Origin of the sequence: Pseudalkalibacillus sp. Hm43, assembly GCF_051842935.1 — a bacterium.
Lineage (GTDB): Bacteria > Bacillota > Bacilli > Bacillales > Fictibacillaceae > Pseudalkalibacillus.
In genome coordinates this window covers 957,121-971,058 of record NZ_JBPXRR010000001.1, presented here as the reverse complement: position 1 = coordinate 971,058, position 13,938 = coordinate 957,121, and the positions used below count along the sequence as shown (strand labels likewise).

At 43.8% G+C, this 13,938-nt stretch carries 15 protein-coding genes and 1 other annotated feature; all 15 genes read right to left on the bottom strand.

What is annotated here, in order from left to right; translation table 11 throughout:
• Positions 1-17: 17 nt before the first annotated feature.
• The gene (locus tag ACSVDE_RS05185; RefSeq protein ID WP_439299891.1) at positions 18-1,343 is read right to left on the bottom strand and encodes a solute carrier family 23 protein; all 1,326 of its coding nucleotides are present in this window, start codon (positions 1,341-1,343) and stop codon (positions 18-20) included.
• A 167-nt stretch (positions 1,344-1,510) separates the two neighbouring features.
• The gene (gene pyrR, locus ACSVDE_RS05180; protein ID WP_439301931.1) at positions 1,511-2,050 is read right to left on the bottom strand and encodes a bifunctional pyr operon transcriptional regulator/uracil phosphoribosyltransferase PyrR; all 540 of its coding nucleotides are present in this window, start codon (positions 2,048-2,050) and stop codon (positions 1,511-1,513) included.
• A gap of 209 nt (positions 2,051-2,259) precedes the next feature.
• The gene (locus ACSVDE_RS05175; RefSeq protein WP_439299890.1) at positions 2,260-3,177 is read right to left on the bottom strand and encodes an RluA family pseudouridine synthase; all 918 of its coding nucleotides are present in this window, start codon (positions 3,175-3,177) and stop codon (positions 2,260-2,262) included.
• Between the two features lies 1 nt (position 3,178).
• Positions 3,179-3,649: a signal peptidase II gene (lspA, locus tag ACSVDE_RS05170; protein ID WP_439299889.1), complete on the bottom strand. Its 471-nt coding sequence runs from the start codon at positions 3,647-3,649 to the stop codon at positions 3,179-3,181.
• A gap of 237 nt (positions 3,650-3,886) precedes the next feature.
• Complete coding sequence (locus tag ACSVDE_RS05165; RefSeq protein ID WP_439299888.1) at positions 3,887-4,564, bottom strand: TraR/DksA C4-type zinc finger protein; 678 nt, start codon at positions 4,562-4,564, stop codon at positions 3,887-3,889.
• Positions 4,565-5,030: 466 nt separating this feature from the next.
• Positions 5,031-7,790 (bottom strand): isoleucine--tRNA ligase, encoded by a 2,760-nt coding sequence (gene ileS, locus ACSVDE_RS05160; protein ID WP_439299887.1) that lies wholly within the window; start codon positions 7,788-7,790, stop codon positions 5,031-5,033.
• Between the two features lie 83 nt (positions 7,791-7,873).
• Positions 7,874-8,108: a binding site (T-box leader), on the bottom strand.
• A 42-nt stretch (positions 8,109-8,150) separates the two neighbouring features.
• The gene (locus ACSVDE_RS05155; RefSeq protein ID WP_439299886.1) at positions 8,151-8,675 is read right to left on the bottom strand and encodes a DivIVA domain-containing protein; all 525 of its coding nucleotides are present in this window, start codon (positions 8,673-8,675) and stop codon (positions 8,151-8,153) included.
• 66 nt (positions 8,676-8,741) lie between these two features.
• Positions 8,742-9,521, bottom strand: a complete 780-nt coding sequence (locus ACSVDE_RS05150) for an RNA-binding protein (RefSeq protein ID WP_439299885.1) — start codon at positions 9,519-9,521, stop codon at positions 8,742-8,744.
• A gap of 12 nt (positions 9,522-9,533) precedes the next feature.
• A complete protein-coding gene (locus tag ACSVDE_RS05145) occupies positions 9,534-9,788 on the bottom strand; it encodes a YggT family protein (RefSeq protein WP_439299884.1) in 255 nt (84 codons plus the stop codon).
• Positions 9,789-9,812: 24 nt separating this feature from the next.
• Positions 9,813-10,247 (bottom strand): cell division protein SepF, encoded by a 435-nt coding sequence (locus ACSVDE_RS05140; RefSeq protein ID WP_226551243.1) that lies wholly within the window; start codon positions 10,245-10,247, stop codon positions 9,813-9,815.
• Positions 10,248-10,281: 34 nt separating this feature from the next.
• The gene (locus tag ACSVDE_RS05135; protein ID WP_439299883.1) at positions 10,282-10,959 is read right to left on the bottom strand and encodes a YggS family pyridoxal phosphate-dependent enzyme; all 678 of its coding nucleotides are present in this window, start codon (positions 10,957-10,959) and stop codon (positions 10,282-10,284) included.
• 18 nt (positions 10,960-10,977) lie between these two features.
• Positions 10,978-11,799, bottom strand: coding sequence for a peptidoglycan editing factor PgeF (gene pgeF / locus ACSVDE_RS05130; RefSeq protein ID WP_439299882.1), 822 nt, complete (start codon positions 11,797-11,799; stop codon positions 10,978-10,980).
• A 98-nt stretch (positions 11,800-11,897) separates the two neighbouring features.
• The gene (locus ACSVDE_RS05125; protein WP_226551245.1) at positions 11,898-12,185 is read right to left on the bottom strand and encodes a YlmC/YmxH family sporulation protein; all 288 of its coding nucleotides are present in this window, start codon (positions 12,183-12,185) and stop codon (positions 11,898-11,900) included.
• A 151-nt stretch (positions 12,186-12,336) separates the two neighbouring features.
• Positions 12,337-13,119, bottom strand: coding sequence for an RNA polymerase sporulation sigma factor SigG (gene sigG / locus ACSVDE_RS05120; RefSeq protein ID WP_439299881.1), 783 nt, complete (start codon positions 13,117-13,119; stop codon positions 12,337-12,339).
• A 93-nt stretch (positions 13,120-13,212) separates the two neighbouring features.
• Positions 13,213-13,932, bottom strand: coding sequence for an RNA polymerase sporulation sigma factor SigE (sigE, locus tag ACSVDE_RS05115; protein WP_226551247.1), 720 nt, complete (start codon positions 13,930-13,932; stop codon positions 13,213-13,215).
• Between the last annotated feature and the right edge of the window lie 6 nt (positions 13,933-13,938).

The following is a 13,938-nucleotide window of genomic DNA, read 5'->3' as shown; positions in this document are numbered from 1 at the left end:
ATTTAAAAGATGGTACATCATGCTGCAGATTCTTTTGATTTCTCTTGCTCGATTTCACTGAAAATCGCGTTATTATGGACGTTCTTATCTCGTCCTGGGATAAGTAGGTTTAAGGCTATACCAGTGATGGTCGCAAGTGCCATGCTAGCCACTTGGAACTCGTCTGTGATCTGTAGTGTCGCTCCTCCGACTCCTAGTACGAGAATGACAGATGAGATGACGAGATTGCGTTTTTCCCCAAGATCCACTTTATTATCAATCAACATTCTTAATCCGGACGATGCGATGATACCGAACAACAAGATGGAAACCCCGCCCATGACAGGCGTAGGAATCGTGCCGATCAATGCTGAAACCTTTCCGACGAACCCGAACAGGATTGCGAGGACGGCTGCACCTCCGACCACGAATACACTGAAGACTCTTGTGATTGCCAGTACACCGATGTTCTCTCCGTAAGTCGTATTCGGTGGTCCACCTAAGAAGGAAGCAATCATCGTCGCTACACCATCCCCTAAAATTGAACGGTGGAGCCCAGGTTTTGCAATGAAGTTCTTTCCGACTACTTTACTTAAAACCATTTGATCACCGATATGCTCTGTAATGGTGACGACTGCAATCGGAACCATGATCAATGCGATCTGCCATGAGAACACGGGAGTATAATTGACGAATGGAACCATCAAGTCTGGCACTTGGAACCACTGTGCTTCTCGCACCGGTGTAAAGTCGATCAGACCGATAAAGAATGCATACGTATATCCCCCGATGATTCCCACCAATACTGGAATCAAGCTGAAGAACCCTTTCAGGAAGACAGCAGCCAAGATTGTAATTCCTAATGTGACCAATGCTGCTGAGAAGTGAGTCAGGCTATATTCCTGAGGATCTGAGCCTGGGACGTACATCGCCATGTCGACTGCTGTTGTAGCAAGTCCTAACCCGATGACGATGATGACCGGACCGACAACGACCGGCGGCAGGATTTGAAGCAACCAACGTATCCCTAACGTACGAATCAGTAAGGCGACTCCTCCGTAGACGAGACCTGCCAAGAAGCTACCGACCATGACGGCTTCCATTCCGCCTAGCGATTTCGCCAGAACAATTGGCGCGATGAAGGCGAAAGATGAACCTAGATAAGCAGGGATTTGCCCTTTTGTAATCAATAAGTAAGCTAGTGTACCCAATCCACTGGATACGAGTGCGACTGCTGGACTGAGACCGACCAGGAATGGCACTAAGATCGTTGCTCCGAACATCGCGAACAGATGCTGGAAGCTCAACGTCAACCATTTCCCTGAGTTTGGCACTTCACGGATTCCGACTTCTTTTTGATTCATAATTGATTTCCTCCTCAGATTCGAGGCCCAAAAAAATACCTCTTTGCAGGCATGCAAAGAGGTTGGATGAAAGGGTGCTCCAGATATACAGATCTCCTGCATGTCCTGAACCGCACCATCTCACTCCCCTTTGCCAGCCTCACGGGACTGACTTAAAAAGGGCCTTATTAATTTTTTTGTATGATGACTTGATCTTTTTCATCGACTTCAGTTAGATCGACGCTTACGATTTCCTCACGGGATGTCGGTACATTTTTACCGACAAAATCTGGTCGGATCGGCAACTCTCGGTGTCCTCTGTCAATGAGAACGGCCAGTTGGATTTGCGAAGGTCGTCCGAGGTCCATGACCGCGTCCATTGCTGCTCTTACGGTTCTTCCCGTATAAAGGACATCGTCTACCAGTACAACTGTTTTATTCGTAATGTCTACTGGAATATCGGTACCTCTCAACATCGGTTCTTCATTCTCCGTCTTTTTGGATAAGTCATCCCGATATAAAGTGATGTCAACTTCCCCTTTGTTGACTTTTTCGCCTTCGATTTGCTCGATCCGTTCGCTAAGCCGGTTTGCAAGGTACACACCCCGTGTTTTGATACCGACCAGGACGAGGTTTTCTGTGCCCTTATTTCTTTCTAAGATCTCGTGGGCAATTCTCGTCAAAGCCCTTCGAATTGCTTGTTGATCAAGCAGTACGGTTTGTTCCATCACCGTTCACCCCCCTATTGTTGATTGACCACTATTTTACGTAAAAAAACCCTTTCACCGTGATGGCGAAAGGGTATACTTCTCCTGAAAAATCCATAGAGATGCAATTACTCTCATGGATTGACCGATTCCCTTCTCAGCCTCACGGGACTGATTTTAAAGGTGCTTTTCATATGTTGAACTGATTATCTCAAAGCCTCAGACAAGAGTCAAGCATTATTTCGACGAAGTTCGTCTAACAAAGTCGACATGTCTTCAGGAAGCTCAGAAGTGAATTCCATCTCTTCACCCGTCCGCGGATGGACGAATCCTAATGTCTTAGCATGCAAGGCCTGACCGGAGATGTCCAGTGTCTTCTTCGGTCCGTACTTCGGATCACCTGCCACAGGAAAATCGATGTAATGCATGTGGACCCTGATCTGATGTGTACGACCTGTCTCAAGGATACATTCGACAAACGTAAATTTGTTGAACCGTTCAATCACATTGAAGTGGGTCACAGCGTCTTTACTGTTTTTATCAGTGACCGCCATTTTTTGTCGATCATGGACATCTCGCCCGATTGGCGCATCCACTGTGCCTTTATTGTGAGGTATGACGCCATGTACGATCGCCTCATACTTTCGAGTCGTTGTCTTATCTTTCATCTGTTGACCTAAATGTTGATGAGCCTTATCGTTCTTCGCCACCACTAATAGACCTGAAGTATCCTTGTCAATCCGGTGGACGATGCCTGGTCTCAGCACGCCATTGATTCCGGACAAATCTCCACAATGTGCCATCAAGCCGTTCACTAACGTCCCTTTTAGATGACCTGGAGCAGGGTGGACGACCATACCTCTAGGTTTGTTGACGACTACTAGATCCTGGTCTTCATAGATGATATCCAATGACATCTGCTCAGGTACGACTTCCAATGGTTCCGGCTCTGGAATTTCAATCTCGATTTCATCCCCTGCCGAACATTTGTAATTCGCCTTTACCAATTCACCGTTCACTTTCACCCGTTGTTCTTTGATCCATTGTTGGACTTGTGTTCTGGATGCATCTTCCTGTTCATTGGAAATGACTTTATCGATTCTTTCACGGTTGATCGAATCTGCTACTTTAATAAAAACGTGTTCCATATTATGTCTCCTTAGAAGTTCTGCTTTCAAATAAAAATGCAATCGCAATCAGTCCGACACCGATCACTAATGCGGAGTCCGCAATATTGAAGATCGGAAAATCGTAAGTGAAGATGTAAAAGTCAAGGAAATCTACAACCTCACCACGAAACAATCGATCGATGAAATTGCCAATCGCACCACCAAGTATGAGTGCGAGAGATGTACTTAACAATACATTTCCTTTCGCTTCCGTATGTAGATAATATATGACTGCGATGATGACGACGATGGTCACAATGATGAACAGCCACATCTGTCCCTGGAGGATGCCGAATGCTGCCCCTCTGTTCCGATGAGAATGCAAATAAAAGAAATCCTCGATCAAGGTCACTTGCTGACCTAGTTCCATACGAGTGACGACCACCCATTTCGTAACCTGGTCGATGATCAATACTAAAATCGCTAATAGATAATAACGAGCGTTCTCCATGTTTCCCCCACCTTTGTTTCTATCCGTTTGATTTTAGCATAATAAAGGTACTTTCACAACGCTGTGGAGTTAGGTGGAGCAGTTCGTTGAAGCGATGTTGATTTCTTGAAAATCCACTCCCTTTTCGCACTTGCACAGGATGTTGTGACTTCTACGTTCCCCACAGGACGTGGTGGTGCATAGTCGAAGTTCCATTGTAAACCTAACTTTCAAGTTAGCAAGAAAAGAACAGTCAACTTATGACTGTTCTCCTTCATCTATGTTCGATTGCTCGTTCATATATTCATCGTATTGTACATTACGCTCGAATTTCACATGATCTGCTCCTGTATATCCTTCGATATCTGTAGAGACGAATTGCTCATATTCCTCCACATAACCTGTTTTGTCCTGGTTATCGATCAAGGATGAGTCTTCGTACGTCATACTGTTTTCATTGAAGGAAGCCACTTCGTAATATACATTCGGATCGTTGATTTCATTGTTCGTTTCTTCTGAGTAGTTTTCTTCCATAGATTGTATGATCTCTTCTTCGACAGGACGGTCCCTTGATATTTCTTGGTTAGGTGAGGCATCTTTAATGGTCCTCGCCGTAGGTAACGCTTCGAGTCGCTCCATAGGAATTTCCTGCCCTGTCACTTCACAAATTCCATAAGTACCGTTCTCCATCTGGTTCAACGAATATTCAATGTCAGATAGCTCTTCTTTCAGGTGTCCATCTAATGCTATATCTTTTTCACGTTCATATAGTTCAGTTCCTGAATCAGCGGGATGGTTATCATACTGTGAAAGTTCACCGGATGACGTATCGCTTGCGAAGCCTCGATTCAGACCGTAATGGTCATTTTGTTCAAATTCATGCTCGATTTCTTTTTTTCGCTGCTCTAGCTGTCTTTTCAAGTGATCGTATTTCATGTCCCAACTTCCCTTCTTGAAGAATCCTACGTTTAGTTTGACCAGAGCAGACCTTTTTACACCACTCAATCGTTAATGATTAGATCCATGAATACAAATATCCGATATCATTGGGATTTTGACAGATAAAAATTGGCAAAGATCACTTATTTAAGATACGCGCAGCATACAAGAAGATAGAATGTGAATGCTCCTTGTGAAAATGTAATACTGAAACCCGTGAAGTTACCTAACCTGAGGAGCTTTTGATAGGGTGAAAATGCCAAAACCAGTGAAGTCACCCACCCAAAGAGAGCTTATTGATAGGTGAAAACGCTGAAACCGGTGAAGTCACCCACTCAAAAAAGCTTTTTGACTGTCTGAAAAAACACGAACTCCTGAAGTGAGAGCGTTAATTGAATAAGTCATATAACGAAAAGGCTTAGAGAAGAAAAATTCTCCTCTAAGCCTTTTTTTTAAATAAATATCAATAGTTATTCTTTACGACTGTCGCACAACGTTGACAGAGGGTTGGATGTTGTTCGTCCTGTCCGACTGTTGTTGTAACCGTCCAGCAACGTTCACATGTTTCACCTTCTGCAGCTCGAACAACGATGGCAACTTGATCGTATGCTTCAGCGTCTTTTGGCGCTTCTTCTTTCGTACCGACTACTTCAGCATCGGAAACGATGAAGAATTTATCAAGTTCCATTACGCTTTCCAATAATTCTTTTGCATCCTTAGATGGGTACAGCTTGATGGATGCTGCAAGAGATTTACCGATGACTTTTTCATTACGGGCGTTTTCAAGAGCCTTCAATACTTCGTCACGGATATCCAACATTTGATCCCATTTTTTCAACAATGCATCAGCGTTATCGTATTCCTTCACTTCAGGCATGTGGCTCAGTTGGACACTTGCTTCCTTATCGCCAGGGATGTATTCCCAAACCTCTTCTGCAGTGTGCGCAAGAATAGGTGCAACCATTTGCGTCAACGCAACAACACTGTCATAAAGGACTGTTTGCATAGAGCGACGTTTATGATCGTCTTCTGCTTCAATGTACAACGTATCCTTCGCAAGATCGAGATAGAAGGAGCTCAATTCGATCGTACAGAAGTTGTGAATTGCATTGTACACCGATAGGAATTGATAATCATCGTACGCGTGTTTGACACGGTCGACGAGTTCGTTCACCTTCACAGCCATGTATTGATCCAATTCATTCATATCTTCATATTGGACACGATGCTGTGCAGGGTCGAATCCGTTCAAGTTACCAAGCATGAATCGAAGGGTGTTCCGGATTTTACGATACACTTCCGAAACTTGCTTCAAGATATCGTCTGATACACGTACGTCAGATTGGTAGTCGACGGACGAGACCCAAAGACGGATGATATCTGCTCCAAGCTGCTTCATGACCTTGATTGGGTCGATGACATTCCCAAGGGACTTACTCATCTTTTTACCGTCACCATCTAACGTGAATCCGTGCGTGATGATCGTTTTGTAAGGTGCTTTCCCTGTCACAGCGACGCTAGTAGAAAGGGATGAGTTGAACCAACCACGGTATTGGTCGGTACCTTCTAGATAGACATCAGCCGGACGTTCGAGTTCAGGGCGTTCGTTCAACACGCTTTGGTGAGAAGAACCGGAGTCGAACCATACATCCATGATGTCGGTCTCTTTCGTGAATTCTCCGTTCGGGCTGTGTTCAGATTTGAATCCTTCCGGAAGCAAGTCTTTCGTGTCCCACTCGAACCAGACATTTGAGCCATGCTCTCTGAACAAGTTCGAGATATGTTCGATCGTTTCTGGTGTGATGATCGGTTCACCGTCTTCACCATAAAATACAGGAATCGGAACACCCCAAGCCCTTTGACGGGAGATACACCAGTCATCTCGGTCCTTGACCATGTTGTGGAGACGAGTCTCACCCCAGCTAGGGTACCATTTCACATCTTTGATTTCGGATAAAATCTGATCTTTGATTTTATCAATCGATGCAAACCATTGGTCAGTCACACGGAAGATGATCGGCTTCTTCGTTCTCCAGTCATGTGGATAAGAGTGTGTGATGAACTCAAGCTTCAATAACGCACCGAGTTCTTTCAGCTTCTCAGTGATCGGCTTGTTCGCTTCATCATAGAACATGCCTTCATATCCAGGTGCTTCCTCAGTCATATATCCCTTGTCGTCTACAGGACAAAGGATGCCCAGGTTATAACGTTTACCGACTTTGAAGTCATCCTCACCATGACCTGGTGCGGTATGGACACAACCGGTACCAGAATCAGTCGTGACATGATCACTCAACACGACAAGTGAATCACGGTCATAAAGTGGGTTCGTCGTAACGACATGTTCGAGTTCTGCACCTTTCACTTTTTTCAATACTTCTGCGTTTTCCCAATCCAGTTCAGTCGTAAGGTGATCGAGAAGGTCTTCTACGACGACAAATTTACGTCCATTCGCTTCGACAACCACATAAGTGTAATCAGGATGTACGGAAATACCTAGGTTGGCAGGAAGCGTCCAAGGCGTCGTCGTCCAAATGACAACGGAAACATCCTGTTCCAACACGCCTTTGCCATCCTTCACAGGGAAAGCGACGTAGATGGATGGAGAACGCTTATCTTGATATTCGATTTCAGCTTCAGCAAACGCTGACTCAGATGATGGAGACCAGTAGACAGGTTTCTTCCCTTTATAGATAAGACCTCTGTTCGCCATTTCTCCGAATACTTTGATCTGTTCTGCTTCATACTCTTTGTTCAACGTGATGTATGGGTTCTCCCAATCACCGCGTACACCCAGGCGTTTGAATTGTTCTTTTTGAAGCTTCACTTGTTCCATCGCATACTCCGCACACATTCTACGGAACTCGGCAATGGAATGTTCTTTACGGTTCACTTTTTTCTTTTTCGCTAGCGCTGTTTCAATCGGCAATCCGTGTGTATCCCAACCAGGAACGTAAGGTGCATTGAAACCGTTCATCGATTTATAACGGACGATGATGTCCTTCAGAATTTTGTTTTCAGCGTGACCGAGATGGATATCCCCATTTGCATATGGAGGTCCATCATGGAGAATGAACTTTGGAAGGTCTTTGTTCTTCTCCTGCACTTTTTCATAGATCTTTTCGTTTTCCCAGTTCTCCTGGATTTTAGGTTCCTTATTTGGAAGACCGCCTCGCATTGGGAAGTCTGTCTTCGGCATGAGCAAGGTATCTTTATAATTCATCCATCTTTCCTGCCTTTCTTATTTTCTTATCTTTTTGGCTGCTTTGTGGTAGTAATCGAGAACAAAAAAACCTTCTCATCCCAAATAGGGACGAGAAGGTTGCTCGCGGTACCACCCTAATAGGTGCATGACTCAGATTAACGAAAGTCATGACCCACTTAAGCATTCGTAACGTGAATGACCCGCCCTCGCTTACTTTATATTTCAGCGCAGGAACTCCGGGGTGATTTTCCGATATCAGAACCTTTGTCAGGCTTCCACCATTCCCGACTCGCTCGGAAAGTTTCTGAAACGTACTGTCCCCATCCTAGTTTTCGTTTTAGACTGTTCTAAAAGTATATCGGATTCAAATTCACTTCGTCAAGTGACGTTTGCATTTTCAGTTTCGGACTCTTGAATTTGGTACTCTTCATCCTCATCTTCTGGAGGCATGAGCTGATCCCAATCTTCATTCTTCAGCATTTCCAATTGAGCCTCTATCAACATGCGGAACCGTGTACGATATACAGATGATTGCTTTTTCAATTCTTCGATATCCAACATGACTTTACGAGACTTCGCTAGTGATTCATTAATGATTCGATCAGCGTTCTTCTCTGCTTCCTTGATGATAAGACGCGCTTCTTTGTTCGCGTTGCGCTTCACTTCTTCCCCTGTTTCCTGCGCAACTACGATGGACTTGTTCAACGTTTCTTCAATGTTAGAGAAATAAGTCAATTTTTCTTCCATCTTGGCTAGCTTTTCTTGCAAGTCTTTCTTTTCGCGGATCACAGTCTCATAATCCTTGATGACCTGATCCAAAAACTCATTCACTTCATCTTCATCATAGCCACGGAATCCTCGATTGAATTCCTTATTATGAATATCCAATGGTGTTAAAGGCATGACGCCACCCCCGTATCGATGTCTTACTAACTGTTTTTTCGACATATTGTCTATTGATTCCTGCTGTCATTTCGATTTTTTTGTTCCGTAAGAGATTTTCCACTTTCCCTTTTTGCTCTGTCCATCTATGGAAATGAGCTTTGCCCGGCCTAAACCTCGGACTGAAATCTGGTCACCCGCTTCAAGTAAGCTCGATGGTTGTTCGACAACTTTCCAGTTCAACTTGACCTTTTTATTCGTGATGAAAGGTACGACTTTCGCACGTGAGAGACGGAATATCTCCGCAAGAATGACATCAAGACGGAGTGAGGAAACGGTGCTCTGTGAGTCAGCCCATTCGTCATCCGTCTGGATCAGTTGATTGCTTGGAATCTCACTAACCTTCACCTTGCTCTTCCCTATTGATGTCAGATTCAAACGGACATAATCAGCAATTTCTCCAGCAACGACGATCTGGCATCTTTCGTCCGCGATAAGGATATCCCCGAATTTCTTCCGCTTTATTCCCAGGCTCATCAAGGCACCGAGGATGTCCGAATGCTTCAACGTCACGAACTTGGAAGGATACTCCACTTCAAGACATTGGACTTCGTAATCATCCGCTTCAGGTTCATAATAAACGGGGTACAACAAGGTTCGAGTTCTCTCGATGCCCTGGTACCCCTTCCATAAATCGAATTGTATCTCATCATTCTTACCCATCAGAGCAACTAGAATCTGTTGTTCTCTTGGATCCAGAAAATCTGTCACTTTCATCCGATATTGGTCTGTTACAATCCTCCGCCATTCCAAGACTTGATCAATGAATGGTTGTTCTTCTGGTCTGAAATGTTCGTAAATAGACATCCTCAATCCAACCTAAAACATGTTGAATAACGAAACGATTCCGATTTCAACAAAGTAAAGTGCAAACAATGCGACGATTGGGGAAAGATCAATCATCCCAAGCGGCGGAATGATCTTACGGAACCAGGATAAGAACGGCTCACAAATGGATCCTAAAAATTGTCCAAAGGAAGATTCTCTGGCATTCGGTACCCAGGACATGAAAATGTAAATGATGATCAGCCATCTGTAAGCGCTGACTCCAAACAAGATTATTTCTAATAGCATGCTCTATACCACCCTTTTGTTCTACTATTCTTCTCCAGCCATTTCTGAGATGGCACCTGACACATCCACATTATCTGGAGTGCACATGAACGTATTCGGTCCAAGCTTCTGTATATCTCCACCGATGGCATACACGGTGCCGCTTAGAAAATCGACAATTCGCTTCGCTTGATCGAGTGGGATTCTCTGGAGATTCATGACAACCGCACGGCGGTTTTTTAATTGATCTGCAATTTCTTGTGCCTCAGAATATGTACGCGGCTCTAGCAAAACCACTTTGACTTGTTGTTGGACACTTTGCAGACTGACGATGTTCTGACTCTGGCTCTTCTGATCCCGTCGAGAACGGCTCATCGTTTCATATTCTTCGCCGTTTTCTTCATCGACTTCATATACTTCTTCTTCGTACATGTCGTCATCAAATGCAAAAAAATGTTTCAACTTCGATTTGATTCCCATGGTGAGCCTCCTTATAGTATATGTTCAATACCATTTATATTTCTTTACCGACTAAAGAAGTGCCGATTCGTACGAATGTCGCACCTTCCTCTACGGCAATCTCATAATCATTTGACATGCCCATGGACAGCTCTGTGCAAGGAGCAAACGGAAGATTCAGAGCTTGTACATCTGTCTGCAGTTTGCGAGTCTTTTTAAATATGTTCCGCAATCGCTCCTCGTCCTCAATATGCGGTGCCATCGTCATTAAGCCTACAACTTCAATCGAGTCATAAGGCTCGAGTTGTTTAATGAAATCAATCAACTGCTCAGGCTCTATTCCATGTTTCGACTCTTCACCGGAAACGTTGACTTGAACGAAGCACTTCACTTTACGATCAGCCCGTTTATTGATTTCTTTTGCTAATGACTTGCGGTCGAGCGAATGTATGTAATCCACCTTATCGATGATGGATTTCACTTTACGGGACTGGAGTGTCCCTATGAAATGCCATCGGATGTCGCCGGTAACTTGTCCATGCTTATGTAAGAACCCTTCATCCCGATTTTCCCCAAGATGAACAACTCCAGCATCAACCGCATTTTGTGTGGTCTCGACGCTCACGTATTTAGTGACAGCAACCACAGATACATCTTCAGGATCCCGACTTGTCTTCTGACAAGCCGTTTCAATTCTATGACGTATGTGATTCAAGTTATCTTGGATATTCAAAATTACCGGTTTCACCTCCTACTCTTTCATCATGATGAAAGCTAGCATTCTGCCGGTGCTTCCATTTTCTTTACGATGTGAAAAGAAATCTTCAACCCCACAGCTCGTGCAGTGGTCGGTGACATGAATATGTTCTTCTCGTATCCCCGATTGGAGCAGCAATTGCTTATTCAACATCTGCAGGTTCAACATGTACTTTCCTTCACTTTTCTGCGTATAAGGTTTCGAGGACCCTTCTGGTAAGATGGCTTCCACATGAGAAATGACGCGCTCATCCACTTCATAACAGCATTGCTGTATGGAAGGACCGATCCAAGCTTCGATATCAGAAGCAGGCACATGCTCATTCTTTTCCCATTTGGAAATCATTTCTTGGGCAATTCCAGAAACCGTGCCTTTCCACCCTGCGTGGACCACCCCGATGATGGAATGACTTTTCGATATAAAATAGATTGGCACACAGTCCGCATAACCAAGAGCAAGTACTGTATTCGGATCCTTCGTGTACAAACCATCAGTACCCATTATTCCCGTATTATAGGAAATTGAACCCTTGCCACGATCCATTTTGGACACTTCTTGTACCTCTTTATCATGGACTTGATCTGCAAAAATCCACTGATCGAGTGTTGTCCCAATCGATTCTGCAAGACGCTTACGGTTTTCAATCACTTTGTCAGTTTCATCGTTGACATGAAGACCAAGATTCAAGGATTGAAATGGAGAGTGGCTGCATCCGCCATGCCGGGTGGAAAATCCGGCGAATACCTGCTTGTTCGGGGAATCAATACCCTCGATTTGGAAGTATCGCTCATGCTTTTGTCGGAATGATTCAACCATATTCAACCCTCAAATCTCAACAGTAATGTCGACTTTTTGTTGCGCTTTCCTTATTTTATCACAACTTGTTGAATTGTTGGAGAACTGCTTCTCGGCTTTTAACTTTTCGTAGAATTATGGAATCCTTGTGGTGAAAGTTGATTTTCCGAGTGATCTTCAAAACGGACCAGGATGACATCTTTTCCGATCTTTACAATATCTCTCCATGGGATGATGATATCATTTTCCTTCCTCATGAAGCCCATCATCCGTCCGGCTCCGGGAATGACGATGGCTTCAATTTTACCAGTACCAAGATTGATTTCAAGGTCTGCAATATGTCCGAGCTTACGGCCGTTAGAAACGTTGACAACATCCTTTACTTGGAATTCAGAGATCTTTATCACGTTTTACTCCCTGCCTTTCATAATTGGCTAACGTTAAACAAGGCTTCTCTATTAAATATATGAGGCTCTGATTTTATATGAACAAAAAAAGCACTGACCCGGGTTTCAGTGTCGTTAGGACACTTCGGGTCAGTGCTCAATTATTCTTGATTCAACTGCTCTGTATACTCTTGTTCATCTGATTGATGGCTGCTTTCTCGAGTCGAGAAACTTGGGCTTGAGAAATGCCGATTTCATCAGCCACTTCCATTTGCGTTTTTCCTTGGAAGAAACGCATCGTCAAAATCATCTTTTCACGTGAGTTAAGACGAGTCATGGCTTCGCGTAGAGCTATCTCTTCAATCCATTGATAGTCCTTCTGCTTGTCATCACTGATCTGATCCATCACGTAGATCGGTTCGCCACCATCATTATAGATCGGTTCAAACAATGAAACCGGATCTTGGATGGCATCCAGTGCAAAAACGACTTCTTCTTTCGTGACGCCTAATTCCCGGGCGATTTCAGTCGGGTTCGGTTCACGCGATTCCTTACTGACGATCTTGTCACGCACTTGAAGGGCTTTGTACGCAATGTCCCTCAATGAACGAGATACACGAATCGGATTGTTATCCCTTAAGTATCTTCTGATTTCTCCAATGATCATCGGGACGGCATAAGTTGAAAATTTAACATTTTGTCCTAAATCAAAATTATCAATGGACTTCATGAGACCGATGCATCCGACCTGGAACAAATCATCGACATATTCTCCACGATTATTGAACCGTTGGATGACACTCAAAACCAATCTCAAGTTACCATTGACTAATTTTTCTCTTGCTGATAAATCACCACTCTGCATTTCTTTGAACAAAATTCTCATTTCTGTGTTTTTCAAAACTGGAAGCTTAGATGTATCCACACCGCAAATTTCAACTTTATTTCGTGTCATATCTTCCCCTCCAATTGGGAGTAACTGTAAAAATAAGTATCTCCTCAGGAGGGAAATTTATGCACAAGCATTCAAAATGTGTCGAATGTCCTGCTACATCATCTTATTGAATTCTTTTTGAAGACGCTTGATAATGCGCTTTTCAAGCCTCGATATATAAGATTGGGAAATGCCCAAAAGATCAGCCACATCTTTTTGGGTCTTTTCTTCACCACCCGCAAGACCAAAGCGGAGCTCCATGATTTGTTTTTCTCTAGGAGACAAGGAATATAAGGCCTTAATCAACAGTTTCCGGTCGACACTCGCTTCAATATCCCGTGTAATGATATCTTCATCTGTGCCTAATACATCGGATAAAAGGAGTTCGTTCCCGTCCCAGTCCACGTTCAATGGTTCATCGAAGGAAACTTCAGAACGCGTTTTGTTGTTCCTTCTTAAATACATGAGGATTTCATTTTCAATACACCTGGAGGCATATGTGGCAAGTTTGATTTTCTTTTCCGGGTTGAATGTATTGACCGCTTTAATCAGACCGATTGTACCGATGCTGATCAAGTCTTCGATGTTGATGCCGGTGTTCTCGAATTTCCTTGCGATATAGACGACAAGCCTGAGGTTTCGTTCGATGAGGACTGCTCTTGCTGCTTTATCTCCTTTCGGTAACTTTTTCAGGAGTAAGGCTTCTTCATCTTTCGAAAGGGGCGAAGGCAGGGCCTCGTTACCACCTATGTAGTAGATTTCCTCTTGCTTCACCCCTAATTTGATCAACAACTTATACCAAAACAGTGTAATGCGAAGTTTCAGCTTCCCCATTCCTTA